This window comes from Propionispora vibrioides, from assembly GCF_900110485.1.
GTDB classification, from domain to species: Bacteria; Bacillota; Negativicutes; order Propionisporales; family Propionisporaceae; genus Propionispora; species Propionispora vibrioides.
In genome coordinates this window covers 36,840-62,538 of record NZ_FODY01000010.1, presented here as the reverse complement: position 1 = coordinate 62,538, position 25,699 = coordinate 36,840, and the positions used below count along the sequence as shown (strand labels likewise).

Here is a 25,699-nt window from a genome sequence, read left to right as displayed (position 1 = left end):
ACAGGGGCCACTGGCGCTACCGGGGCTACAGGGGCTACCGGCGTTACCGGTGATCCTGGCGCCACAGGGGCCACTGGCGCTACCGGTGTAACCGGCGATATTGGCGCTACTGGTGCTACTGGCGCAACCGGCGATACCGGTGCTGCTGGGGCTATCGGTGCTACTGGTGTAACTGGGGCTACTGGTGATACTGGGGCTACAGGCGCAACCGGCGCTACTGGTGATACCGGTGATACCGGGGCTACTGGCGCTACCGGCGCAACCGGTGCAACCGGTGATACCGGGGCTACTGGGGCTACCGGCGCTACTGGTGCTACAGGCGCAACCGGCGCTACTGGTGCAACCGGTGATACCGGGGCTACTGGGGCTACCGGCGCTACTGGTGCTACTGGTGCTACTGGTGCTACAGGCGCAACCGGCGCTACTGGTGTAACTGGCGACACTGGGGCTACTGGCGCGACCGGTGCTACGGGCGTAACCGGCGTTACAGGCGTTACGGGCGCTACTGGTGTAACTGGCGATATTGGGGCTACCGGCGCAGGGGCTATTATCCCCTTTGCTTCCGGCTTACCTGTTGCCATCAGTACAATTGCCGGCGGTTTGGTAGGTACAGTCGCCCTTATTGGGTTTGGCAATGCCGATAATTCTCTTAGCATTGTCGGTGGAACTATTGACATTTCCGGAAGTGGCGGAACTCTCAACTTTGCTTTTTCCGCTCCCCGTGACGGAACCATTACCTCTATTGCCGGATATTTTAGCACGGCAGCAGCGCTGTCACTTGTCGGTTCAACCCTTACCATTACTGCCGAGCTATTTTCTTCACCGACACCAGATGATGTCTTTACGGCAACAGGTGCTACAGTAACACTGGCACCGGCCTTGACAGGCGTCCTTGCCATTGGCACTACAAGCAGTGGCATTACCACAGGCTTAGCCATTCCGGTGACTGCAGGGACACGTCTACTGTTGGTATTTTCCGCAACGGCTGCAGGCCTATCCCTCATTAATACCGTTCTAGGCTACGCTAGTGCCGGCATCACTATCGAATAATTTTTTAAACCAATATTCTTTTATAATTACCGGGATTCCTCTTCGGGAAACGAAGAGGAATCCTTCTTGTTTTCACTATACAGCACAAGCAAGTTAACGAACTTTAACAAACCGCCGGCGGATTTATCGATCGCTTGTGCTTCCAGCTCTGTCACTCCTGTCTCTCAGGCAGCATAACATATGTAGTAATACAACACGACTTCAGGAGGTTAGGTACGTGGAAGAAGCAAATGAAGTGCCGCAATCATCAATCAGCATTAGTCTTTGCATGATTGTTAAAAATGAAGAGAAGGTGTTAGGCCGCTGCCTGGAATCAGTAGCCGGTATTGCTGATGAAATCATCGTTGTCGATACCGGTTCTACTGACCGTACCCAGGAAATTGCCGGTCAGTTTACCGCTTCGGTTCACCATTTCCAATGGATCCATGATTTTTCCGCAGCCAGGAACTTCGCGTTTAGTCTGGCCACCAAAGACTATATTCTCTGGCTAGATGCCGATGATATTTTTTTACCGGAAGACCGAAGCAAATTCTTGCAATTAAAATATGCACCGTTAGACCCTGCTATTGACACCATCACCATGCTGTATAACCTATCCCACGATCAATATGGCAAGGTGACCTCCCAACTCCGCCGCAATCGTCTGGTAAAACGGTCCAATAACTTCCAATGGGTCGGTGCCGTTCATGAATATTTGGCGGTTGCAGGCCAGGCTTTCCACAGTGACATAGCAGTTACACACAGTCCCCTGGAACATGATGCGGACCGCAATCTTCTCATTTATGAGGAACGGCAAAAAAAAGGTGAAATATTTTCACCCCGTGACTTATATTATTTTGCCAATGAACTGCTTGATCATCAGTTATATAACCGCGCCATCGAATATTATCAGCGCTTTTTAGCCACCAAACAAGGTTGGGTAGAGGATAACATCGGCGCCTGCGGCAAGCTGGCCGACAGCTTCTATCACTTGTCGGACCCGGAAAACCAGCTTAAATATATTTTTACTTCCTTTACTTACGATACACCCAGAGCGGACTTCTGCTGCCGCTTAGGCTTTCATTTCCTGCAGGCCAACCAATTGCTGCAGGCTATCTTCTGGTACAAAACAGCCACGCAGTTGGAACAGCCCTCTGAAACCTGGGGTCTGGTTAATTATAGCTGCAGGACCTGGCTGCCGCATCTCCAACTATGTGTATGTTATTCGCGTATCGGTAAATATCAGTTGGCCCATGAACATAATGAGCAAGCAGCCAAGTATATGCCGGACGATCCCAGAATCGCCCATAACCGGAAATTTTTACGGAGCTTTATTGAACCACAGCCTGAGACAGTCGATTAATTGGGTGGCCATGCACGGTAAAATAAAAAGACTGTCAACAAAGAATGTTGACAGTCTGCGTTTCCGGCCAAATGTCCGCTTATATCATAATGACTTTCTTATTGCTCTCATTGGTTTCAAACTCTTTGCCGATCAGCCGTAACGTACCGCAGTTCGCGCATCTATACCAACGCATTTCATCATTGTTAGGTGTCATCTGTGCCAGCACCATCTCACCTTCGCAGCGCTTGCAAAGGATTTTTACATCATTTTCCACGCATAACATTTCAAAGATTGTTTTGCTGATAGCTTTTTCTTCCCTAGATTTGACCTCAACCTGCATAGGTATCATCTCCTCTTTGCTTTTTCTATATCTAATTATATAATTCAGCAAAACGTCTTTGACTCCTGCCAAGAGAGAAAATATTTTTTAAATATTCCAAAAATATCTGCATTTCGACAAATACTGCATTTTATTCTATTCAGAATTTTAAATCTACTACCTTGCTTACGGCTTGCAGCACCTCGTCCGGCGCAACACCATACATACACATATTATTTCCGTCGGGACACCTGGTTTTATGGCAAAAAGAACAGGCTAACCGGCTTGTCAGAGCAATATGCTTTTCACCAAGCGGCGCAAAGAACGCCGGATCGGTAGGCCCGAAGATTGCTACGGTAGGAATGTCCAGCGCTGCCGCCATATGTAAGGGGCCTGTGTCCCCGGTAATCACCACAGCGGCTTTTTGAATCAACCCGGCTAAATCCAACAGTCCTGTTTGCCCAATAGCATTAATCACCGAAGGCCCGCACGCCCTTTCAATCTCGCTCCCCAGGGGCGCTTCCGCTTTGCCGCCGCCCAGTACAATCCGGTATTTAGGGGCAAGCCGCTGAATAGTTCTGATAAAAAATTCCACCGGCCAATTCTTGGAAGGCCAGGTAGTCCCCGGAACAACAACCGCAAACCGCTCCTCCGGTAAGATGCCCGCCTGCCGTAGATAAGCTGCGGCAAACTCGCCATGCGCCGGGCCAAGTGTTAGCTGCATGCGCCGGTCCACCTCGGTAATGCCAATTGCCTGAAGTACGCCCAGGTATTTATCCGTAACGTGCCTGCCCAAGGATGAGGCGGTTTCGGTCATGAACAGTGTATTTAGCTCTTTGGCCCCGCGCATGCCGATTTTCCGGCCTGCCTGTATTTGCTTGGTGATCATGCCGGTAAGAAATAGACCGTGAATATCCAAAACAACATCAAAATACCGGTCTGCCAGCAATTCTTTCAAGTCTTGCCACATCCGGACGGCTTCCCTTAACTCCAGCTTGCAAAGATGTTTTTCAAAACGTTCTCTTGACCAGACCAGCACTTCATCTATATGGGGATTATAGGTCAACAGATCGGCGGCCACTGATCCCACCAGCCAGGTAATCCGGCATTCAGGATAGGCCTGTCTCAACGATCTGGCTACCGGCGTGCAATGAAGAACATCACCAATAGAGCTAAGTCTTATAATCAGTATGCTTCTTATCGTCACAATGTGTACCGCCTTGAATCTGAAATAAAAATGGGCAACTTAGCAAGTCACCCACTTATTGGTTAGTAGTTCCCTTTACTATATCATATCATGCGGTCGGTTGAAAACGTCTTATATCCCGTTTAAATCCAATTCAAAGATTTTTTAATCTTCTTGCCTCTTCTTACGCGCTATCCGTTTCCTGACAAGCCTGACAGAAGAACGATGTTAACTTGCCGCCAAAAGTTCCGGTCCAGTGGCAAATTCCTCAAAGCTTCTGATAAGGCTCGAAGTTTTTCAACCGCAGCGCATTGGACACAACCGAAACCGAGCTAAACGCCATCGCCGCCCCGGCAATGACTGGCGACAGGTAACCGGCGGCAGCCAGCGGAATGCCCAAGGAATTATAGACAAGCGCCCAGAACAGGTTTTGCTTAATATTTTTCATCGTCGCTTTGCTTAACCGTATAGCGGCCACAATGCCGGTCAGTTCACTGTTCATCAAGGTAACATCGGCTGCCTCAATGGCCACATCAGTTCCCGTCCCAATAGCAAAACCCACATCGGCGGTGGCCAAAGCCGGGGCATCGTTAATTCCGTCGCCGGCCATGGCAACGATTTTTCCCTGTCCTTTCAGTTCCGTTACTTTTCGCGCCTTATCTTCAGGTAGCACTTCCGCCAAAACATGGGGGATTCCTACGTTCTCGGCAATGGCCCTGGCCGTCCGTTCGTTGTCGCCGGTAAGCATCCAAACCTCGATGCCCAGCGCCTGCAATTGGGCGATGGCCTCTCTTGACCGCGGTTTCACCGTATCGGCAACGGCAAACAACCCTGTCAGTTCTTCCTCGACCGCCATCAGCATGACGGTCTTCCCCTGCTGCTCCATCGCTTCGATGGCCGGAATATGCCCGGCAAAGTCAATCTTCTGCTCTTGCAGCAGCTTCCGGGTCCCCAATAGAATTCGTTTTCCGGCGACCACAGCCTCAACCCCATGACCGGGAATCGCCGTGAACGTTGCAGGTTCAATCAGCGATGCAGCCTGTTTTTGGCTATAGCTGACAATAGCCTGCGCCAGGGGATGCTCGGAATTTTTTTCCGCGCCGCCAGCCAGCGACAGTAGTTCAGCTTCAGCCATACCGGACAAATTAGTAAAATCGGTTACTTCCGGTTCGCCCCTGGTAATCGTCCCCGTTTTATCCAGAACCAGCGTGGTAATCCGGTGGGCATGTTCCAAATGCTCGGCACCTTTAATCAGTATGCCGTTTTCAGCCCCTTTGCCGGTCCCCACCATAATCGAGGTCGGCGTTGCCAACCCTAAAGCGCAGGGACAGGCAATGACCAGCACCGCGGTAAAATTGACTAAGGCCCGCGAAAAATGGCCGGCATCCACGATAAAATACCAGACGAGAAAGGTAAGCACGGCAAGCCCTACCACTACCGGTACAAAATAACCAGAAACCACGTCGGCAAAACGCTGAATCGGCGCTTTCGACCCTTGAGCCTCTTCCACAATGCGCACAATCTGAGCCAAAGCCGTGTCTTTGCCAATTCGGGCGGCCTTAAACTTAAAGGCCCCCACTCGGTTCAGAGTCGCGCCGGTTACTGCATCGCCTACCTTTTTCTCAACCGGCAAACTTTCCCCGGTCAGCATGGATTCATCAACCGTTGAGGTTCCTTCCACTACCACGCCGTCAACGGGAATTTTTTCTCCCGGCCGGACGGCTAAGATATCACCGACCTGTACAAGGTCAATAGGGATTTCCTCTTCTTTGCCGTTCCGCACCACCCGGGCTGTTTTGGCTTGCAGCCCCATGAGCGCTTTGATGGCCTCCGAAGTACGCCCTTTTGCCCTGGCTTCCAGCAGCTTGCCTAGAATAATCAGCGTAATCAGTATGGCCGAAGTTTCAAAATACAAATTATGCGGCGAATACAGCATATTGGCAATGCTGTAAAAATAGGCGGCCGACGTTCCCAACACGACCAGCACATCCATATTGGCACCGCCGTTTTTTAAAGCCAGATAAGCTCCCCGGTAAAACTGCCCGCCGGCGATAAACTGGACAGGCGTTGCCAAAAACCACTGCAGATACGGATTCATTAATAGCTCCGTCACCTGTCCGTCACTTCCCATCAGATGTAACACCATAGCCAGTATCAAGGGCAACGAGAATACAGCCGAAAGGATAAGCCGGAACTGCTGCCGTTTTATATCTTGCTGGCGGGCGGCCTTTTCGCGGTCGGCACCGGCCGCTCCGTCAGCATCAACAGCAATCGGTTGCGCGCCAAAGCCCAGACTTTCAATTTTAGCGATAAGCATTGCGCTGGTAACCTCGGCTGGATTCACTTCGATAACGGCTTTTTCTATCGCCAGATTAACCACTGCCCGATAAACTCCGGGCAGCTTGCCGACGGCCCGCTCAATTCTGGCAGAACAAGCGGCGCAATGCATGCCGGTTATATTAAATTCATATTTTTCCTTAAACGTATGATATCCTAAGTCCTCTACCTTCCGGGCCAGCTCCTGCAGACTGACTTGTTTAGGATCATAGGTAACCGAAGCTTTTTCGGTTGCCAGATTGACTGCTGCCTTAGCCACCCCCGGCAGACCGGCCAAGCCTCGCTCTACCCGGCTGGAGCAGGCGGCGCAGGACATACCGCCAATCTTAAAGGAAGACGTTACTAAGTTTTCACTTTGCATTTTATTCATACCGGTTTCACCCTCTTAACCTTTCCAGTTTCTTAGTAGAAACAGAACCTGTTATTTCGCAAATTTAGACAATACATCCATCAATTCTTTAACCGACTCTTCCGTACGATTTTCCTGAATAGCGGTTACCACACAGCTTTTGGTATGGCTTTCCAATATAATAAGTGCCACTTGATTAAGCGCCGACCTGGCCGCCATAATCTGCTGCAGCGTATCTACACAGTACCGCCGGTCTTCCACCATCTTTTCGATTCCGTTTATCTGGCCGGCAATCCGCCTCAGTCTTGCCTTAATATTCTTCTGTTCCTGTTCGTTTAACACGCTTCGCCCTCCAATACTATACCCCCGTATAGTATATATTATAGTTTATTATCTGCAAAAGTCAATAATCTGTCAGTAATCTTCCTTATTTTCACAATAGCCCGACCATTTTATACAGCTAGTGGTCTGTAAACCCTAATTCTATAGTGTTCTTACGAGAGAGTTTACAGACCACTAGTCCTTTGCTTCAAACAACCTCTAAAACAATAAAACCCGCCTAAGCGGGTTTTATTGTTACATATTTAGATTTTAAACTGTCGGACAGCCTCTTGCAATTCTGACGCCAGTTTAGACAACGCCTGACTGGAAGCTGCAATTTCCTGCATAGAGGCCAATTGCTCTTCCGCTGCAGACGATACGGTATGAGTTTGATCAGCCGTATGTTTACCGATTTCATCAATATTATGGACCGAGCCGACAATTTGCTGGCTGCCATCGGCCATTTGTTGAATGGTGGCGGACATTTCCTTCACCTGAGCCGACACTATACTAATTAACCCAACAATATCCTGAAACGCCCGTCCCGCTGCGTGAACCACCTCGGTACCAACCTTGACCTCCTGCGAGCCGCTGTGCATGGAAATTACCGCCGCCTCGGTTTCAGCCTGGATCTGGGCAATCATGCCGGCAATTTGTTTAGCCGCTTCCTGGGATTGTTCAGCCAGCTTGCGCACCTCGTCTGCCACAACGGCAAAACCCCGGCCCTGTTCACCGGCACGGGCAGCTTCAATGGCGGCATTAAGTGCCAACAGATTGGTCTGTCCGGCAATGCCGGAAATAGTATCGACAATTTTTCCGATTTGATGGGATTTTTCTCCCAGCTTTTCTACAGCACCGGCCGAATCGGTAACCGTCTGCTCAATACTTTCCATCTGCCGGACAGCGCTGCTTACCGCATCATCGCCTAATTGCGCGGCCTGTACCGTCTTATTGGTTACGCCCTCTACCAGACCGGCATTAGTGGCCATGAGCTGAATGCCCGCCGTCATCTGCTCTACAGCGGTAACGGCTGTTTCAATAGCGCTGGCGCCAGTCTGCGTCCCCGCCGCCACTTCACTGATCGCCGTGGTAATCTGATTGGTGACCAGTGCCGATTGTTCGGCACTGGCCGTCAGTTCCTCCGAGGAGGAAGCCACATGATCGGTCGTTTTGACAATCTGCAGAATTAGCTGCTGTAAATTCCGCTTCATCGTATTGAAGGAATGGGCTACTTCGCTGATTTCATCGTCAGAATAAACAAGTACATCGTCGTGCACTAAATTGCCTCGTGCCACTTCATTAGCATTGCTGGTAAGCAGACGGATCGGGCGGGATATCTTGCGGCTTACCGTCAACCCGACACCGATACCGACCACAGCCACCAGGGCGCTAATGGCAAACAGCATAAATTGAATTTGGTCGGTTTTTTCGTGTTGAGCCTTCTGTTCTTCCTTAACAAACATCCTGACAGTTCTTAATAACTCCTCCGAGGAAGCAATAGTATCCTGGTAAGGCTTGCCCGCCTCCTGCATAGCTTGGCTGACCAAGCCGGCATCACTATTTCGTTTTGCCTGGATCACCTTATTGGCCATCTCATCATATGTAAGCTTATGCTTTTTCATATCTTGCAGAATGTTTTTCCCTTTTTCGCTGGCTGGAATCTCTTCCATTTGCCGCAGATACAGGTCAGCTTGCTTGCTATAATTATTAAACGTCGCTGCATCCGACAAATCACCGGTAAAACTGAACCGCCACAGGGAAACCGATTCATTGGAAAAACTGACGGCAAACCCCTGAGCCAGTTCTATTTTCTGCAAATTACTTTCAATCATGCCTTCATAAGAGGTATTGATCTGGCCAATTTTAAAGTGAGTAAACAGGCTCATTAGCGCCACCAGTATAGCAACAATGCCATAGCCGCCGGCAATCTTTTTCCCCACCGTCAGTTTTGTCAACTTAGCCAGCTTCACTCGCTTGATAAGTTCAATCAGTTTCATTAGCCATCCCTCTTTTCGCAAATAAAATATTACTATTCTCCCTTTCTTTCATTGCCCCTTTTTTTTTGCAAAAAAAAAAAGATTTGCCCGACGGCAAATCCTCTGTTCAAACGATATGCTGGAGCCGGCCCGTTCAGGAAAAAACCTGCCCCAAAACAGGATAGCCGGCCAACGCGTCCTGGATAAACTTATAGCCCAGATTGATACCAAACAGAATAATGGTAACACCGCAAACCACATTGATCAGCCGCAGCCTGGCCGTCGTTAATTGATTACGGAAGCGGGCCACCAGCGTGACCAGGCCGAAGAACCAGACAAAAGACCCGCTAATGACACCGGACATAAAGAAGAAACTGGCCATGGCGTCAAGCGAAGCGCGATACCCGCCTAAAATAAAAGTGCTGTCCAGCAATGCCTGCGGATTGAGCCAGGTCACGCTGAAAGTGAAAAATACGGTCTTATAAAAAGACTCATCCAGTTGGATATCCTCCGAACTTTCCGGGTGTGCCCGCAGCAGGCCGATACCGATGGCCAGAATGATTAGGCTGCCAAACAGGTAAAAACCCCATTTTAAAAACGGAATGGACTCCAATACTTTTCCGGTCCCCCAAAAGGCGGAAAGGGATAACGATATATCGAACAGTGTTACCAATAGCGCAACCTGGTAGGCCTTTAACCTCGTTTTGCGCAGCGCTGTATTAATCACATATAAATTCTGCATGCCAATGGGAGCTAAATAGGCGATGCCCATCAAAAATCCTTGTATAGAATACCCAACCATTTATTCATCCTCCATGTGTGCTTTTCTTTATTGTAATAACTGAATGGCTCTTTGTAACCAGCCAATCCTTCTGGAAAATACCCAGCCACTTTGTTACAATAAGGTCATGACACAATAAATATCCGGCGGGGAGGCTTTGTATGGACACCATCGACTGGCAGCTTGACAAAAATCAGGCAAGTACATTATACAAACAAATCATCGAAAAAATCAAAGACAAGATCGCCAGCGGCGAATGGCCGCCAGGCACTAAAATCCCCTCCCAGCGCAGCATGTCGGACATGCTTAAGGTCAACCGCAGCACGATCAATACGGCGCTCAACGAGCTAATCGCCGACGGCCTGCTGGAGGCCGCCGTTGGCAGCGGTACGCGAGTGGCCAATAATTCCTGGTCGGTCCTGGCTTCCTCTGCCGCCCTGTGGACCCCCTATACCCATAGGGGACTACAGCAGCCCAACCTGTCCACCATCCAGAAAATCAATACCTATGAATTCGACGACCGTGTCATCCGGCTGGGTACCGGCGAACTGTCACCCGAGTTTTATCCCAAGGAACTGATGCAGGACACACTCCGCAGCATCGGTGAAAATATCACCAGTCTCGGCTATGAGGAACCGCTTGGCCTGTACCCGCTGCGGGAAGAGCTTTGCCGCTACTTAGCGCGGCTGCAGATTGCCGCCACACCGGCCTCACTGTTAATCGTATCCGGCGGGCTGCAGGCGTTGCAGCTTATTTCCCTGGGATTGCTCAACCGCAGCTCCACGCTCTATCTGGAGCGCCCTTCCTATCTTTTTTCCCTCAATCTCTTCCAGTCGGCCGGCATCGCGCTGCGCGGCCTTTCTATGGACAACGAGGGAATTTCGCCCGAGGCACTGCAAGCCGTACCGGCCACCGCGTCCCGCTGCCTGTACACCATTCCCTGTTTCCAGAACCCTACCGGCACAACTATGACGGCCAAACGTCGCACCGAGCTGTATGATCTCTGCGCCGCCAAACGGCTGCCAATCATTGAAGATGACGTATACCGCGAGTTGTGGTTCGACAGCCCGCCGCCACTGCCGGTAAAAACACTGGATAAACAAGGCCTGGTCCTTTATATCGGCAGCTTTTCCAAAGCGCTAAGTCCGGGGCTGCGCCTCGGTTGGATTACCGGGCCGGAACCTGTTATCAGCCGGCTGGCCGATATCAAAAATCAGATTGATTACGGTTCCAGCTCCCTCTCACAATGGGCTGTGCACCGTCTGCTGGCTTCCGGCGCCTTCTACCACCACGTAGACAGCCTGCGCGGTAAGCTGCTTGCCCGCCGTACCGTCTGCCTTCAAATCCTGGAACAGTACTTTGCCGATATTGCCACCTGGACCGTGCCGCAAGGCGGCTTCTATGTATGGCTGACGCTCAAAAAACCTGTTTCACTGAACCGGCTCTTTTACACGGCCCTGGACAACGGCCTGCTGCTCAATCCCGGCAATCTATATGACAAACAAGCCAGCCAAAACCTGCGAATTTCTTATGCGTATGCCCGTCTGGACGATCTGGCTACCGGCCTGCATCGTTTGGCCGAACTGATAAAAACTTATCGCCTGTAACAAGAAGAAAACAGCCTGTCTTATTTCAGAATGAAATAAAGCAGGCTGTTTTCTTCTTTTCAGTAGTACCTTGTCGGTCTTAAAGCAGCAGGAGAATGGCGAGGCTATTTTTCGCAGCCACGAGGCGAAGGAAGGAACATACCGTTAGTATGCTGACTGACGACAACGAAGCGGTGCGGAAAATAGACCACCAGTATTCACTGAATTAAGGCTGACAAGGTACTAATATTAGGCCATCCCCGCTTCTAGGCGGGCTAACAGTTTATCCACCATAGCCTCATAGTAGTCGGTAAGCACGGTAATCTCTTCCGGGGTAATATCATCCAAATGAACGCCGGCAATGACACAAACCGGTTTTTTCGTTTTGCGGGCAATTTTATGGGCCATCGGCAAGGCAATCACATCGTCCTTATGTCCCAGCCGGTTAATCAGTGACCCCGAGGCCCGCTCCCGAACATGATCATACTCGCCGAACGCTACAGCGCCAATGTGTTCGTTTTCATTAAAGATTCGCACTACCAGACTATCTCCCATCCGGTCACATACCAGATTTACCTTGGTCCGGCCACTTCCCTGCGACAAGTGAATGCTTCTCATACAACAGCCGCCCCCTCGGAAAACTAACTCTCATCCTCCACATTATACCAGTTATCGCCGGTTGCTGCCAATAGCACAGCGCATGACAATAGGACGAACAGGAAAAACTTCTACTATATTACTTTCCAAGGAGGCCATTATGAGTCAACAGCAAAATACAAACAGCCAGCCGGCTTTTCCGCCCCAGCATCAGGCGCAGCAGCCCGGCATCGAATCACAAATGAAACCCCGTCCCGTTTTTGACGATGCCAATTACCAGCCCGGCGGTAAACTGACAGGCAAAGTCGCCCTTATCAGTGGCGGCGACAGCGGCATCGGCCGGGCCGTAGCTATCGCTTTCGCCAAAGAAGGGGCTGATGTGGCTATCGCTTACCTAAATGAAGACGCCGATGCCAAGGAGACAAAAGAGTACGTGGAAAAAACCGGACGGCGCTGCCTGTTATTGTCCGGCGATATCGGCGATGAGGCCTTTTGCCGGCAAGCCGTCGATCAGACAGTAAAAAAACTGGGCCAATTGGATCTTCTGGTGAACAACGCCGGTGAGCAGCATGTGCAAACCACCCTGCCAAACATCACCGCCGCCCAATTGGAAAAAACCTTCCGGACGAATATTTTTTCCTGCTTCTATTTGACAAAGGCCGCTCTGGCTTACCTGAAAGCAGGTGCTGCCATAATCAACACGGCCTCGGTCACCGCCTATGCCGGCAACGAGAAGCTTATCGATTATTCAGCCACTAAAGGCGCAATTGTGGCCTTTACCCGCTCCCTGTCGCTGGCACTTATCAAGCAAGGCATCCGCGTTAACGGAGTGGCACCCGGCCCCATTTGGACCCCGCTAATTCCCGCTTCCTTTTCTGACGAGGATATCGCCCAGTTCGGTCAAGATACACCGATGCAGCATGCCGGTCAGCCCTTTGAGGTAGCTCCCTGCTATGTCTTTTTAGCTTCTGCCGATTCCGCCTACATGTCCGGCCAGATTCTCCACTGCAACGGCGGCAAGATTGTTAACGGCTGATAGGGTATTTGTCTAAGTGAGAGTTACATTTCTTTTATTACCTCCAAGTCCAAACCAACCTCCTGTGTCAATATTCTTGCCACCTTCACAGCGGCAGCCTTATGCACTGTTCTTTCCGAAATGCCGTATTGAGCGGCAATTACCGAGCATGGCACAGGAGGACGGGGTTTGCGGCGTTCCAGCCGTCCAAATCGCCAATAATTCCATTGGGACCAACTGAACATGACCAGAAACATAGCTAAAGCAAATAGAAAGGAAATCAACAGTATGGTTTCAGTCCCCTCAATCATTGAAGGAGATAACAAATCGCCATATAATAGCCTTCCTCCTAAAATCCAGCTAACTGCCGTAAAAAAGGACTGAAAAAAATATAGAAAAAGTCCCCATACCGAAACCGACACCAGAATTTCCAGACCGCGAACAACCGGTTTTTGCAAAACAGATTGGTTAATCACCAAATCAGGACCGGCTGACAGTACCTCCTTTTTTAACAACCGGGACAAGAAAACCATTTGTACTATATTACGAAACAGCAGTCCCGCGATTAGTGCGGCCAGTACAAACAAAAAGGCAAATACCAGTATATTGTTTACCGATAATGGCTCGGGAAACCTGATATAGGAAGACCGGTAACCAAAATATACGGCCGTCGCCACAATCAGACAACCGGCAGCAATAGCAACGGTCTTACCGGCAAGAAACTGATACCACCGTTCGTTTCTTTGCAACTACACTCTCTCCTCTCGTTTGCAAGAATTTATAATTTGGTAAATAATCCTCTGTCGGGACTTGTCCATACGGCGGGCTTTCCCATTTTCCGAAAAAGCGCCCGGGGCGTTGCATACACGGTAGCCAGGGCCATCAACAGCCAATAGGCGAAGGGATACCAGATAACCCAAAATAAATAGCCGGGAATATGCCGCTCATATTTTTTATCAAGACTTAACCCGACAAGAAATTGGACCAGGCACACAAATGCCAGCAGGGAACCCTTCCATTCCGGCAAGACATGCACTTCCGGCCAACCGGTCGGATATACCAGATTAATCAGCCAAATGCAGCCGAAAATAACATAAGTGTACGACCAAATAACCGACAGTACATATTCGAGATAAACCGGCCATAGCCGTCTCTGCTTCCAGCTCTTCCATATATCGCGGTGACGGCGGATAACCTCCACACCACCCTGAGCCCATCTAACACGCTGTTTCCATAAACCCCGAAAAGACTCCGGTACCAGAATCCAGCATAACGCATTGGGTTCATAGCGAATGTCCCAGAAACGTTTTTCCAACTTCCAGGTAATATTTATGTCGTCTGTAATCATATCGGTATCCCATAGTCCTACATCCAAAACAGCCTGCTTGCGAAATGCGGCGATGACACCGGATACGGTCAGCACTTTGCCCAAAATTCGCTGCGTCCGCTTGATCATGCCGATGATGGACGAATACTCGCCAACCTGTATTTTAGCTAACAAGGAGGTCCTGTTGCGAACCCGGGGATTGCCGGTCACAGCCCCAACTCGGGGGCCATTGATGAAATGCGCTACAATCCAGTGCAGCGCATAGGGATCAAGATAAGCATCCGCATCAATGCAGAGTAAAATATCACCTTTACTGGCCAGGGCGCCGCAACGCAGCGCGTAGGGCTTACCCATATTTTTATCCAACATCAACACCCGAACGTTGGCCTCTTCCGACTCTATCTGCTGTAAAATCATTGCGGTACTGTCCGTGCTGGCATCATCAATAGCTATCACTTCCAGATGGGGATACGAAGAGGCCAGCACTGCTTTTAAGGTGCTGCCGATTGCTTTCTCTTCATTGCGTGCGGGCACCAGCACGGAAACCAGCGGATATTCTTCCAATTCCGGCAGCGTTTTCCGGCCTTGCTCCCGCCGCATATAGAAGTATGACGCGCCAATCATCCAGATAATACTCATAGCCAGCGGATAGTAAAAAACATAATCCTCTAAAAATTCCAGTAAACTATAGGAATCCAGCATGTTTCACCTCACGAATTTTTATTCTGCCACAACCTATAAAACCAGTTGAGGAAAGAACTGCATTCTTATCTACTCATAGCAACTATAGTTCTGGCAGAAGTGCCAGCAAAACAGCTTATTTATTGCTCGGAATACACGTTTTCCGGATAATAAGCTATATGAATAACACCCTTTTTTCTGAGAACTTCAGTCTGTCTGCGTATTTCGGCTTCGCTCAACCAGTGTTTTTTATTCCAGTCATAAGTCTGCAGCTTAAACACTGTCTTTTGGGCATTTTCCCGGTTACTCAAAGCAGCCGTCGCCAGGTTCTCCAACCAGCCGTCCGGATTTTGATAAGCCTTTTCCAAGTAAGGATAGGCCATGATTACCGTATAGGTATATGTCTTAAGATATTGTTCGTAATTCTGCCCCAGCCATTCTTCGGCCGCCGGACTGGTAATCACAATGGGATATATATTGCGGGCACTGCCAAGGTTAGAACGGTAGTTCCCGGCTGTTTCCCAAAGCTTTACCGTCAGCCCGGTTAACCTGTCCGTTTTCAAACGAACCCACCGTTCGTTTAGTTCCGGTCTTTCCTTGAGCAATTGCGGCGACAGCTCAAACCCGGTCTGTTCTTTAAACACCTGACGCGCAGCAGGTGAAAAATCCTCAAAATCGTTTAAATATACGTCATCCTGAAATAAAATGCCATTGATATCATTATAAGCTGCCAGATCGGCAACCAGGGCGCTGAGCCGGTCACTCACCCGGGAACTGAAGGGAGTCGCCCGCCGGTACCAGCCCTTGTTTTTTTCATCATAAGCTACAACGGCATCTTGCGGCGAGTCTTCCAGCAGCCATTGGGCCGCCAACGTAGGAAACCACGCATAAATACTAAACCTTCCCTCTTCCCGCAGCCGGCCAATTACGTGAGAAAATAAGTCAGCCTTGACCGGTGCCTCTTTCGTATAAAAATAGACACTCTTACTATTACCCGATCCGTCCTCATCACTAAAAGACTGCAAATAAATGGTATTTGCCCCTGAACTGCGAATCCGTTCTATCGCCAGATTCAGATTTTCTTCTGTTTGAACCGCACTGCCGGGATCATAAATCATATCTAAGTCCAGTTGTATTGCTTTAACCGGGACCTTGGCCGCTTCACTATTGGCCTTGAGTAAACTGGCAAAATGCTCTTTCGACGGATTACCTGTTATAATCAGGCGGTTAGCTGCCTGCAGGGCCTGTTCTCCCGGATGGTTTACTCCATCATTTAAGGTAAAGCAAGCTTCAAAACCCTCTTGCAGGGCATCTGTGACGGCAAATGGCGTATAGGCTCCATAAGGCCAGACCACGGCTTGCACCGTATGGCCCAATTCCTTGTTAAAAACAGCCTGGGATTCATGTAAATCCCGCCTTACCCGCTCACGCTGCTCGGCAATCGTCTCATATCGGCCGTTTTTATATTGCAGCCTGCTTAATAACGGACCACGATCGCCCTGAGGTGTAACCACAGTAAATCGATGCATGTCATGGGAGTGAGAAGCTACGTCAATTAAGCCGGAATTCTCCATTTCCCTTATTTGCTGCCAGGTTACCAGCGGTCCGAGTTCAGCCGGCGCATAATCCAGCCAGGAAGTAACAATGGCTATCATTCCAGGATAACGATATTCTTTCAACAACGGAAACACCTTGGTATACACCGACTGATACCCGTCATCGAACGTGAGCAGCACGGACTTATCCGGTAATGCGGCACCAGTTTGGCTGGCAGCAATATATTCTTTAAGTGAGATCGGCGTATACCCCTGTTCTTTTAAATACGTCAAATGACTTTTTAAATTTGCCGGTGTTACAGCATATATATCCTGCCCCGGTTGATCGGTTACATTATGATAGCACAATACAAGAACCTCCTTGGCATTAGCCAGGGAAGGAGAGCAGATCAACAGAATTAGCATACAAAAAACAAGGGCACCAACAATTTTTTTATTCATAATAGCCATGACTCCCCCTGTCTACCAGGAAAGCTGGTAGCTCACATTGTATTGGCGGTCAGAAAACTGCGGTTTTCCGCCCGTCCCAGTTGAATAACCAGTACGCAATCCATAGTCCACACTAACAGCAAGTGCCTGATTACGGGAAATATGATAACCATACTCGGCCCGAAGTGAAGAACTGGTATCCATCGGCTCCGGCTGATCACGTCCCACTCCTATCTCAAAGGAAGTTTCCCAATAATGCTTGGTAAAATTCCAACGCTGACGAAGGCCAAGACCATAGGCTTCCCGGCAACGGGGACTTTCGTAAACCGGCTCCAACCCATCAATCATCTGTTTTTTAAAGCCTGTTCTGTCGGCATAACCAAACCAAGACAGTTGTTTTGCTCCGGTATCAACCATCACATGGTCCCAGTCCAGGTTTATATCGCGCCGCCGGTTGCTGTCCGGATAATTTGCGGTTGCCATCATGACAGACAGATTGTCTTTGCGTCCAATTTGCCGGTTATACGCCAGCTGATACTCTGTCGTCATCATATGACCGGGCAACGCCTCCGCATCCATTACCGGTGTACGGCTTATATTAAAATCAACTCTGCTTTGTTCACCAAAATAGCGACTCGTGGTCAGGCGATACCCATCCATCCTGCCGTGACTACGGCCCTGATCCAGCCACAACTGTACCATGTGTTTCATATCGGTGTATCGTCCGCCAACAGAGTTTGTTCTTAATACGGTTTCTCCCTGGCCGTCAGAAATCCACGTACTGCCGATTCCTGCCAATATATCTACCCGGTCTGTCACCCGCTGTTCGCCGGTCAATTGTATGCCATGATCCTTATTTCCCTTATAATCGCTGCTACCGGTAGCGTTAACTGCCAGACTGCCCTGCCAACGTCCTTCAAAGGTCCTCAGCGCCTGAGCCGCTATTGGATTTGCACTATACTTGTCCAATCCTGCTGCGGCCAGCCTGGCAGAATAATAATCGCCTCCCAGCACAGCCGTATTAACAATACCACTATTGGCAGCAGGCTGTGTACCCGGCAAAGCAGCCAACGACAGATATTGTCCGTAAGCTTCTCTGATCAGCCCCTGGCGATAAAGTATCGCAGCAAACTGCTGGCGAAACGCCGCACAATCAGGATAGGCATGGATTATGGCTTGATACAGCTTCTTTCCGGCCTCATACCGCCCCATTGTAAAAAATGAATCGGCATCCCCGGTAATGCTCATGGCCTGTTCTGCAGCCATATTGATAAGTTCCTGATACAACGCCATCGCCTGTTTTTCCTTGGAGCCGGTCAACATATACGAATAAGCCAGGCTGTGCCTATCGCTGGGCAAGCTTTCCCCCTGCTCCAGAATACTGCAATAAATACTTATGGCCTGTTTGGGCAGATTGAGTCGTAAATAAGAGTCCGCCAACGCGCGCCGCCCATAGGCAGGAATCTCCCGGTAATTGGGCCATAATTGCTCCCCTGCTTTAACCGCGGTTTGATAATCACCGTACAAAAATAATGCCAGCACGTAGTCACATTGCATCTGAACAGTCGCACTTTTATCACGGATTGCAGGCCGCAGCAGTACAATAGCCTGCCGGTATGCATCATGTCTAATAAATTGAGCCGCCATCCCGCCACGCAACGCCAGCAACGAAGCTTTTAATGCCGGATCGCTTTGTCCGTCAACAAAAGCTACGGCAGTTTCTATTAGCTTAGCCGCTCCGTCTGCATCACCGCGTGCCAGTAATATATTAGCTTTGCCACTGTAAGCCGCTAAATTGTCAGGTTGTTCTTCCAGCAAGGTCGAATAAATACGCTCCGCTTCGTCAAAACGCTCCATATGTACCAGACTTTCCGCTTCCCATAAGCGGGCTTTCTTATTTCCCGACATGGCCGATTGATGATATAACTGCCAGGCGTCGTTAAAGCGTCCGGTCTTAAAATATGCCTGGGCCACATTGATTCTCACATAATCAGGCATGGCCGGGAATGTTTTTATTCGTTCTTCATACAACTGAATCGCTTTTGTATATTCTCCGGCCCAGGCTGCAACGACGGCATAATCGGATACAATATCCTCTTCTGCCTCACGGTCAGCCGCCAAATTTTCCAGTATCGCCAACGCCGGCCGATACTCCCCGTCCCTTGCCAAGGTAACCGCATATTCCCGTGCTGCTTCCCGGTTCTTATATGACATTTCAGCTGATTGCCCAAGTGTGGCTGGTGACGGTTCCTCTTTTGCCCTAACAGGTGTGTAGCACACCGCACTTCCTAAAAAAAACACTAAAGTAAGTAATGCCAATACTCGCTTGATCCTCATGTACACTCCCCTAACAATAGCTTTTATCTTTCGCTTTCACGATCGAAGTGCGTCTTTTCCATCCCTCCCACCTATCACCGGCAAAATGCACTGTCAAAAACAAAAAAACAGCCGAGTTACAAAGTTCTTAGCACTTTGCAACTCGGCTGTCATAACAAAAATGTTTTAGACCCTGAGCTTTGCGTCCCCGCCTTTCGACAAGTTTGCCCGCTATATATACCATTACCAATATGTAACAAACAGGTTAAGCACCTAGATGAACCCATTTATTCAAAATAAATACATTAGTTATTCTATCAATTGTTTCGATTTACGTCAACAGGATTTTTATTCTTCCAGTGACAAACATTTACTGCAACAGACAAAAACAGCCGAATTACAAAGTTCTCGTACTTTGCAACCCGGCTGCCATAACAAAAATGTTTTAGACCCTTAGCTTTGCGTCCCTGTCTTTCGACAGGTTTGCCCGATTCCGCTCGCTCCAGCCAACAATTGGCGGCCGGACGCTATCCGTTTAGACTACACAAATATAGTAAACATTTTATCATTTGTTCAAGCTGTAGTCAATATAGCTTGATTCATCAACGGCAAACTACTGAATCCTTTGTGCGGCTTTAATCAAAATAACCCCCAGCGTTCCAATGACTACCGCCTCGCCGATAAAGACAGAACCAAATACCGACCAATAGGGCATAGCAAACAGATAAGCCAAATAAGCGCCGACCACGACGGCATTAATGATCACCGGGAAGACATAGGCGGCCTTGCTGTCTTTAAAGCGCCGGGTCAGCCAGGCTGCCGCCAGTGTGGCCAGACTGCCAAAGACCACATCCATCACGCCGGCGCCGCCAATCATATTGGCCAGCAGGCAACCGACAAACAGCCCCCATACCGATTCGGCATATAAAATAGGCAGCACAGTAAGCGCCTCGGCAATCCGGAATTGGATGACCCCATAGGAGATGGGCTGAAATACCACGGAAAGCACTACATAAATGGCGGCGATCACAGCCGCCTTCATTAATTTTTTCTGATTCATCATAATCCTTCCTCATATAAATAGAATATTTCATTCCCCCTATTCGACCAATCCGATCATACTCCTTTTTTACAGGTTCCCCCAGACAGCAACGGGGCTGCTAACCCTCAAAATGTCCGCAATATCAACAACCACAAAAAAATTAGAATCTTGGTAATTGGTACAGCTATTTTAGTTAACAGGCAATAAAATTCCCATAAAAAAGTAAAAAGCCCCACAAAAACAATTGATTTACACCGCCAATCCGGTTATGATATAAACAAAGTTAGCACTCAAGAAGATTGAGTGCTAACAACTTGTTAAGACTGACGAAAAGGAGACTCGCACCATGACTCAAGAAACAAAACCTAAACAAACGCGGGAGTTTCAAGCCGAAACCAAACAACTGCTGGATTTAATGGTTCACTCTATTTATACCAACCGGGAAATCTTCTTGCGCGAACTTATTTCCAACGCATCGGATGCGATTGACAAAGTACGTTTTGAGTCTTTGACTAATTCGGCGCTGCTGGAAGGCAATTCGGACTTTGAAATTTTCTTAGTGCCTGATGAAACCACCCACACCCTGACAATCTCCGATAACGGTATGGGGATGACCTATGAGGAAGTCGTTGAAAATATTGGCACCATTGCCAAGTCCGGTACGAAAGCCTTTCTTGCCAAACTAAAAGAAAAAGAAACGTCCCCTGACCAGGAACTGATCGGCCAGTTCGGTGTTGGTTTTTATTCCGCCTTTATGGTCGCGGAAAAAGTAACCCTATTAACCCGTGCGCCCGGGGAGGCCAATGGAATCCGCTGGGAATCCACCGGCGACGGAACCTATACTATCGAAGAATGCGATAAGGAGCAACGAGGTACTACCATCATCCTCACCCTGAAGGAAGAATTCCGTACTGCCGAAGAAAACTTCTTACATACATACACCCTGCAATCACTGGTCAAGAAGTACTCTGATTATATCCGTTATCCGATCAAAATGAACGTTACCAAAGAGGAACAGCCCAAAGATGCCGACGGCAAACCGATTGAAGGTGCCGACGCTGTAAAAACAATAGAAGTCCGTACTTTAAATTCGATGACCCCGCTCTGGGCGAAAAACAAGAACGAAATCACCCGGGAAGAATACGATTCTTTCTATAAGGATTTGTTCCATGACTGGGAAAACCCGCTGGAGGTCATTCATTCCAAAGCGGAAGGCACCGTGGAATATACCAGCCTCTTATACCTGCCGGCCCGGGCCCCGTTCGACCTGTATGACCGGGATGCCACCGGCGGTATCCGGCTGTACTCCAAGCATATTTTCATTATGGAAAAATGCCAGGACCTGCTGCCGGAGTACCTGCGTTTTGTCCGCGGTCTGGTGGATTCGCCTGACTTCTCGCTCAATATCTCCCGGGAATTGCTGCAGCACAGTAAACAGCTAAAACTGATCGGTAAAAACCTGGAAAAAAGCGTACTGAAAACACTGGAGAACCTGTTGTCTAAGGATCGTCCCCAATACGAGTCCTTCTGGAAAGAATTTGGCCAGGCCCTGAAAATCGGCGTCTATTCCGACTATCAAAGCCGGGATAAGCTAAAAGGCCTGCTGCTCTTCCCTTCCTCCCATTCCGCCGACGGCCTTACCTCGCTTGACGAATATGTGGGACGGATGCCGGAAAAACAGAAAGTTATCTACTATGCCACCGGCAAAGACCGCTCCTCAGTGGAACGGCTGCCGCAAATGGAACTGCTGAAGGAAAAAGGAGTCGAAGTACTCTTTCTATTTGACCGGGTCGATGAATTCACCATTGACGCCTTACAGGAATTTAAAGAGAAGAAGTTCCAGTCAATCAGCCGCGGTGATCTGCAACTGGACGACTTGGAATCACCGGAAGCCAAGCAGGATGCCGAAAGCCTTTCCAAAGAAAATGAGCCGCTTCTGCAGGCCATTAAAGAAAAACTGTCCGGAAAAATTACCGATGTCAAGATCAGCAGCCGCCTAAAATCAAGCGCCGTCTGCCTGGTCAGTGACAACAACGGCATCAGCCTGTCGATGGAACAGATTCTGGCCGAAATGAATAAAGCCCCCTTCAAGGCCAGCCGCATTCTGGAGCTGAACCCCCATCACGAAGTATTCACCGCTTTGAAAAAAGTGTATGAAACCGATCCTACAGCCACGGCCTTCACCGACTACTGCGACCTGCTCTATACCCAGGCGCTGCTTATCGAAGGCATCCTGCCGGACGACCCCATCGGATTTGCCAATAAAGTGGCCAATTTAATGGCTCACAGTGGAAAATAAACAGCCTATAAAGCAGAAAACTCCCCTTCACGGGGGAGTTTTTGCTTTATAGCATTAATAGTTCGCCAGGCACACCAAAGCAATACCGTCTTGTCCGATTCAAACGGGATGTTTTTACGTGATGGGCTGCCAGACACATTTCGTTGCCCGCAGCACCTCCACACAGACAAGCTCCAGAGCCGCGCAAATGTCCGCTTCCCGGCGGGCGTCTTCCATCACCACATAGCAGTAATAGCTGAAATTAGTTGCCTGAACCCGCTTTACCCAAGTAACGGAAAAGCTTGTCCGGTTGGCAAGATGAATGCGCATAAGAATCTCCAGTTGATCAAAAGGCAATTCGGTGGTAATCAACAATTTCTTTACCGTTTCCCGCATACTATACTCCCGCAGCTTATTTTTAGATATGTTTCGCTACGATGAAGCCCTGTTCCTCTCGGAAGCCACCGATTTAATGAGCCGGCCGGCATAACGAGAAAATTTCTCGTCTGACAGGAAATTAAAGCCGCAGAAACAGTTTGGGCTATTTCAGGATTTTACCGAAACAGCCAGACATAAAAAAACGGCTAGAGGCACAATGCGAATAAGGCAGTGGGTACCTAGTGTCTTGGCAAAGTTATGAATTAGAATTATACAGTATAGATTTTTCTGCAATGCAAGGCGGAGGAGGCGCGCATATCGGCCATATGTAAGCCGACGACAACGCAGCAGTACGGAAAAAGATAGGCTGTATAGACTAAGATTTAACCTGGTCAAGACACTAGGTCTGCAGCAAATGCGGTTTCGGTTCACCGATAAAATAGCCTTGTACTTCATCCAATCCCATATCTTTAACCGTATGGTAGATGGTTTCACAGCAGACAAATTCCGCAATGACTTTGATATTCAGTTTGCGGGCAAGATAGACGATGCTTTCCACCACCGCCAGTACCGACGGATTGTCCGCAATCTCCTTTACCAGTGACCCGTCAACTTTGATATAATCGGCGCCCATCGTAAAAATATGGGCAAAATTGGAATAGCCGCTGCCAAAATCATCAATAGCAATCTTGGCATGATATCGTTTGACTGCAGTGATGAACCGCAGCAGTTCCTCGGGGTTTTCAAATTCCTCCGATTCGACAAATTCAAAAGTGACCCGGCCAGCCAATCCCGAACCGGCCAACAACCGAAGTATCCGCTGCGTTACCTTGCAGTCTGCAATATCGGCTGCGCTCAAATTAATCGAAAACTCAACATCCTTGTCCTGAAAATAGGCAAAGCATTTTTCCAAAATAACTTCTGTTAGCCGGGGATATATTTTAGTTTTTTTAATCACCGGCAGAAAACAGCCGGGAGAAATAATCTCTCCCTGCCGGGACAGCATGCGCACTAAGGCCTCATACTTGGTAACCCGGCCGGTGCAAAGGTCCAAAATCGGCTGATAATAAAGCAAAATGCGGTCCTCTTCAATGGCTTCCTGCACTTCCTGCACCCAGTATAAATTATGGTGATAACTGTCTTTTACCGGCAGGTCGTCACCATATACCTGGACCTTAAGGTGACGCTGGCGGGCATACCGAAGGGCCATTTGCGCCTTTTCCAGCGGACTTTCGGCAGTGAAGGACAGGCCAATGCTCACAAAAACAGGATGCAGTTGTCCATGGATTGAAAACTTGGTTTGTTCAATACAGTCATACATGTCCAGAATATTTCTTTTAAACAGGTTTGGCTCCACACTGTCAGCCAACAGGGCATATTCGTCACCGGACAGCCGGTATACCTCATAACCGCAACGGCCCGCTTCCTGCAGGATGCAGGCGGCTACATCGCGCAGCACCTTATCACCTGCCTGACAGCCGTAAAATTCATTAATAGCCCGGAAATTTTCAATATTGATAATCGCCACACAAGGTTTTTGCTTTACTTTAATATCTTCCAGAAACCGGAACCGGTTAGGCATGGCGGTCAGATGATCGGTATAAGCCATGGTCAGCAATTCGGCGTTCTTCTGCTGCAACGACTGGAGCAGCCGCTTATTTTCCAAAAAGGAAAACACCTGGCGGACGCTGATCAGCAGCAGGCAAATGAACAACCCGACAGCCACGCTGACAAACTCCTCCAGCTTTACCAGCAGCAGCAGGAACAGTCCGGCCACAACGCCATAGGAAAGGCAAAGCCACATGGTGTCGGGATTATATTCTAAGTTGCCTTCCTGCCCAATCGCATACTCGCCCTGCCGGAACGACACTGCCAAGGCAATCAGCAGATTGGCCATACCCCAGAGCATGTGATACCAGGTGCCGGCAGAATTAACCTCCATCAAAGAGCCGTATAAAAAAGCCGTATCGGCAATAAAGAAAAAAATAATACTCCCCAAAAAACAATGCAGCATAGGCCGGTTGAACCGTTTAAACTGAAGATAAAATCTGGCGATCCCGAACAGCAAGCCTAAATCCATAACAGGATATGCCAGAAAAAGCATATTAGTCAAGGCCTGTTCATTGGGAAAAGCAAAATACATCCGGATATAGTCCCAGCTTACCGCAAAAACAACAACCAGGAGCAACGTAATATCAAACAGCGCCTTAAAGCAAAAGCAGGCTCCCCGGCGCTGCCAAAGCAGGGAGACATAAGCTGCCAACGTCAAAAGTGAACTTGTCACATAAAATAAATTATCCCAGCTTTGAAGAGGAAAATCGATCTGTAACGCAATCCGGTAATACCCTCCCAGAAGAATACCACCGGCTGAACTGCTAATTCCCAGGAACAACAACAGCCAAAACAGCGAATCTTCCCTGACCTTCCGGTAGGTTTGAAATAAAAGCCCGCTTGTAACCGCCACACTGGCGAAAACCAAAGCACCGCAACCTGCCAGGCGCAGGCTTCCTGCTTCAGCCCAGCCAACGCTCCAAGCAAAAAACAAAACGATATAAGCAGCCATAAACAAGAAAACCCATCTTCCTCTGGCCTGCCCCATTTGTTGTAAGAAAAAAAACAGCTTGCCTTTGTTCACTTTCGCTCCTCCGTATTGCCACCACCTTAGAATTATGCACGACCTAATCCTCACAAAAACATAAAAGGCCAGGGGTCGCCTGGCCTACTAAACCGTTTTGATAGAAAACAGGCAACCTGGCAATCATAGATGCATACATCCTTAGACCCATGGCTTTGTGTCCTTACCTTTCGATAAGTTTACCCAATATTTTTTTAGATCCCTATAACATATTAC

At 48.9% G+C, this 25,699-nt stretch carries 19 protein-coding genes and 3 riboswitches; of the genes, 5 read left to right on the top strand and 14 right to left on the bottom strand.

Annotated features, from left to right (window positions below; all coding sequences use genetic code 11):
- Positions 1-1,050: exosporium glycoprotein BclB-related protein (locus tag BMW43_RS21530; protein ID WP_245732324.1), on the top strand; the 1,050-nt coding region annotated here is incomplete at its 5' end.
- 217 nt (positions 1,051-1,267) lie between these two features.
- Positions 1,268-2,392, top strand: coding sequence for a glycosyltransferase family 2 protein (locus tag BMW43_RS09920; RefSeq protein WP_245732322.1), 1,125 nt, complete (start codon positions 1,268-1,270; stop codon positions 2,390-2,392).
- 79 nt (positions 2,393-2,471) lie between these two features.
- Here the strand turns inward: BMW43_RS09920 and BMW43_RS09915 are convergent, their stop codons facing one another.
- From BMW43_RS09915 to BMW43_RS09890, 6 genes are all read right to left on the bottom strand, one after another.
- Positions 2,472-2,714 carry a hypothetical protein gene (locus BMW43_RS09915; protein WP_091746483.1) on the bottom strand — a complete coding sequence of 81 codons (243 nt, stop codon included), beginning with the start codon at positions 2,712-2,714 and terminating at the stop codon, positions 2,472-2,474.
- Between the two features lie 139 nt (positions 2,715-2,853).
- Positions 2,854-3,900, bottom strand: a complete 1,047-nt coding sequence (locus BMW43_RS09910) for a glycosyltransferase family 9 protein (protein ID WP_245732320.1) — start codon at positions 3,898-3,900, stop codon at positions 2,854-2,856.
- 247 nt (positions 3,901-4,147) lie between these two features.
- Complete coding sequence (locus BMW43_RS09905) at positions 4,148-6,586, bottom strand: heavy metal translocating P-type ATPase (RefSeq protein WP_281246124.1); 2,439 nt, start codon at positions 6,584-6,586, stop codon at positions 4,148-4,150.
- A 51-nt stretch (positions 6,587-6,637) separates the two neighbouring features.
- Positions 6,638-6,907: a metal-sensitive transcriptional regulator gene (locus tag BMW43_RS09900; protein WP_091746480.1), complete on the bottom strand. Its 270-nt coding sequence runs from the start codon at positions 6,905-6,907 to the stop codon at positions 6,638-6,640.
- 242 nt (positions 6,908-7,149) lie between these two features.
- Positions 7,150-8,883, bottom strand: coding sequence for a methyl-accepting chemotaxis protein (locus BMW43_RS09895; RefSeq protein WP_091746479.1), 1,734 nt, complete (start codon positions 8,881-8,883; stop codon positions 7,150-7,152).
- A gap of 133 nt (positions 8,884-9,016) precedes the next feature.
- Positions 9,017-9,664: a LysE/ArgO family amino acid transporter gene (locus tag BMW43_RS09890; RefSeq protein ID WP_091746477.1), complete on the bottom strand. Its 648-nt coding sequence runs from the start codon at positions 9,662-9,664 to the stop codon at positions 9,017-9,019.
- Between the two features lie 140 nt (positions 9,665-9,804).
- Between BMW43_RS09890 and BMW43_RS09885 the strand changes: the two genes are divergently transcribed.
- The gene (locus BMW43_RS09885) at positions 9,805-11,250 is read left to right on the top strand and encodes an aminotransferase-like domain-containing protein (RefSeq protein ID WP_091746476.1); all 1,446 of its coding nucleotides are present in this window, start codon (positions 9,805-9,807) and stop codon (positions 11,248-11,250) included.
- Positions 11,251-11,478: 228 nt separating this feature from the next.
- Here the strand turns inward: BMW43_RS09885 and lpdD are convergent, their stop codons facing one another.
- Positions 11,479-11,847 carry a prenylated flavin chaperone LpdD gene (gene lpdD, locus BMW43_RS09880; protein WP_091746474.1) on the bottom strand — a complete coding sequence of 123 codons (369 nt, stop codon included), beginning with the start codon at positions 11,845-11,847 and terminating at the stop codon, positions 11,479-11,481.
- A 139-nt stretch (positions 11,848-11,986) separates the two neighbouring features.
- On the opposite strand from lpdD, the gene BMW43_RS09875 reads away from it, so the two are divergent.
- Positions 11,987-12,862 (top strand): SDR family oxidoreductase, encoded by an 876-nt coding sequence (locus BMW43_RS09875; RefSeq protein ID WP_091746472.1) that lies wholly within the window; start codon positions 11,987-11,989, stop codon positions 12,860-12,862.
- 23 nt (positions 12,863-12,885) lie between these two features.
- Here the strand turns inward: BMW43_RS09875 and pgaD are convergent, their stop codons facing one another.
- The 5 genes from pgaD to BMW43_RS09850 all read right to left on the bottom strand — a co-directional run bounded on the left by pgaD (position 12,886) and on the right by BMW43_RS09850 (position 20,213).
- Entirely contained in the window at positions 12,886-13,590 is a 705-nt protein-coding gene (pgaD, locus tag BMW43_RS09870) for a poly-beta-1,6-N-acetyl-D-glucosamine biosynthesis protein PgaD (protein WP_091746471.1), read from the bottom strand.
- A gap of 29 nt (positions 13,591-13,619) precedes the next feature.
- Complete coding sequence (gene pgaC, locus BMW43_RS09865) at positions 13,620-14,870, bottom strand: poly-beta-1,6-N-acetyl-D-glucosamine synthase (protein WP_091746469.1); 1,251 nt, start codon at positions 14,868-14,870, stop codon at positions 13,620-13,622.
- 119 nt (positions 14,871-14,989) lie between these two features.
- Positions 14,990-16,846 (bottom strand): poly-beta-1,6-N-acetyl-D-glucosamine N-deacetylase PgaB, encoded by a 1,857-nt coding sequence (gene pgaB / locus BMW43_RS09860; RefSeq protein WP_177173537.1) that lies wholly within the window; start codon positions 16,844-16,846, stop codon positions 14,990-14,992.
- Between the two features lie 21 nt (positions 16,847-16,867).
- On the bottom strand, positions 16,868-19,048 hold the full coding sequence (locus BMW43_RS09855; protein ID WP_177173536.1) for a tetratricopeptide repeat protein: 2,181 nt from the start codon (positions 19,046-19,048) through the stop codon (positions 16,868-16,870).
- Positions 19,049-19,304: 256 nt separating this feature from the next.
- Positions 19,305-19,389: riboswitch (cyclic di-GMP riboswitch) on the bottom strand.
- Positions 19,390-19,563: 174 nt separating this feature from the next.
- Positions 19,564-19,648, bottom strand: a riboswitch (cyclic di-GMP riboswitch).
- A 115-nt stretch (positions 19,649-19,763) separates the two neighbouring features.
- A complete protein-coding gene (locus BMW43_RS09850) occupies positions 19,764-20,213 on the bottom strand; it encodes a QueT transporter family protein (protein ID WP_245732318.1) in 450 nt (149 codons plus the stop codon).
- Between the two features lie 325 nt (positions 20,214-20,538).
- On the opposite strand from BMW43_RS09850, the gene htpG reads away from it, so the two are divergent.
- The gene (gene htpG / locus BMW43_RS09845; RefSeq protein WP_091746460.1) at positions 20,539-22,491 is read left to right on the top strand and encodes a molecular chaperone HtpG; all 1,953 of its coding nucleotides are present in this window, start codon (positions 20,539-20,541) and stop codon (positions 22,489-22,491) included.
- A 114-nt stretch (positions 22,492-22,605) separates the two neighbouring features.
- Here htpG and BMW43_RS09840 read toward each other — a convergent pair whose 3' ends face one another.
- Together BMW43_RS09840 and BMW43_RS09835 are read right to left on the bottom strand one after the other, a co-directional pair.
- Positions 22,606-22,866: a hypothetical protein gene (locus BMW43_RS09840; protein ID WP_091746457.1), complete on the bottom strand. Its 261-nt coding sequence runs from the start codon at positions 22,864-22,866 to the stop codon at positions 22,606-22,608.
- 382 nt (positions 22,867-23,248) lie between these two features.
- Positions 23,249-25,483, bottom strand: a complete 2,235-nt coding sequence (locus BMW43_RS09835; RefSeq protein WP_091746454.1) for a bifunctional diguanylate cyclase/phosphodiesterase — start codon at positions 25,481-25,483, stop codon at positions 23,249-23,251.
- Between the two features lie 107 nt (positions 25,484-25,590).
- A riboswitch (cyclic di-GMP riboswitch) is annotated at positions 25,591-25,677 on the bottom strand.
- Positions 25,678-25,699 lie beyond the last annotated feature (22 nt).

Bases quoted from the DNA above. Each gene is read 5' to 3' on its own strand.
- BMW43_RS09915 (WP_091746483.1), bottom strand. From the start codon at position 2,714: ATGCAGGTTGAGGTCAAATCTAGGGAAGAAAAAGCTATCAGCAAAACA.
- BMW43_RS09905 (WP_281246124.1), bottom strand. From the start codon at position 6,586: ATGAATAAAATGCAAAGTGAAAACTTAGTAACGTCTTCCTTTAAGATT.
- BMW43_RS09895 (WP_091746479.1), bottom strand. From the start codon at position 8,883: ATGAAACTGATTGAACTTATCAAGCGAGTGAAGCTGGCTAAGTTGACA.
- BMW43_RS09890 (WP_091746477.1), bottom strand. From the start codon at position 9,664: ATGGTTGGGTATTCTATACAAGGATTTTTGATGGGCATCGCCTATTTA.
- BMW43_RS09885 (WP_091746476.1), top strand. From the start codon at position 9,805: ATGGACACCATCGACTGGCAGCTTGACAAAAATCAGGCAAGTACATTA.
- lpdD (WP_091746474.1), bottom strand. From the start codon at position 11,847: ATGAGAAGCATTCACTTGTCGCAGGGAAGTGGCCGGACCAAGGTAAAT.
- BMW43_RS09875 (WP_091746472.1), top strand. From the start codon at position 11,987: ATGAGTCAACAGCAAAATACAAACAGCCAGCCGGCTTTTCCGCCCCAG.
- pgaC (WP_091746469.1), bottom strand. From the start codon at position 14,870: ATGCTGGATTCCTATAGTTTACTGGAATTTTTAGAGGATTATGTTTTT.
- pgaB (WP_177173537.1), bottom strand. From the start codon at position 16,846: ATGAATAAAAAAATTGTTGGTGCCCTTGTTTTTTGTATGCTAATTCTG.
- BMW43_RS09855 (WP_177173536.1), bottom strand. From the start codon at position 19,048: ATGTCATATAAGAACCGGGAAGCAGCACGGGAATATGCGGTTACCTTG.
- BMW43_RS09850 (WP_245732318.1), bottom strand. From the start codon at position 20,213: ATGATGAATCAGAAAAAATTAATGAAGGCGGCTGTGATCGCCGCCATT.
- htpG (WP_091746460.1), top strand. From the start codon at position 20,539: ATGACTCAAGAAACAAAACCTAAACAAACGCGGGAGTTTCAAGCCGAA.
- BMW43_RS09840 (WP_091746457.1), bottom strand. From the start codon at position 22,866: ATGCGGGAAACGGTAAAGAAATTGTTGATTACCACCGAATTGCCTTTT.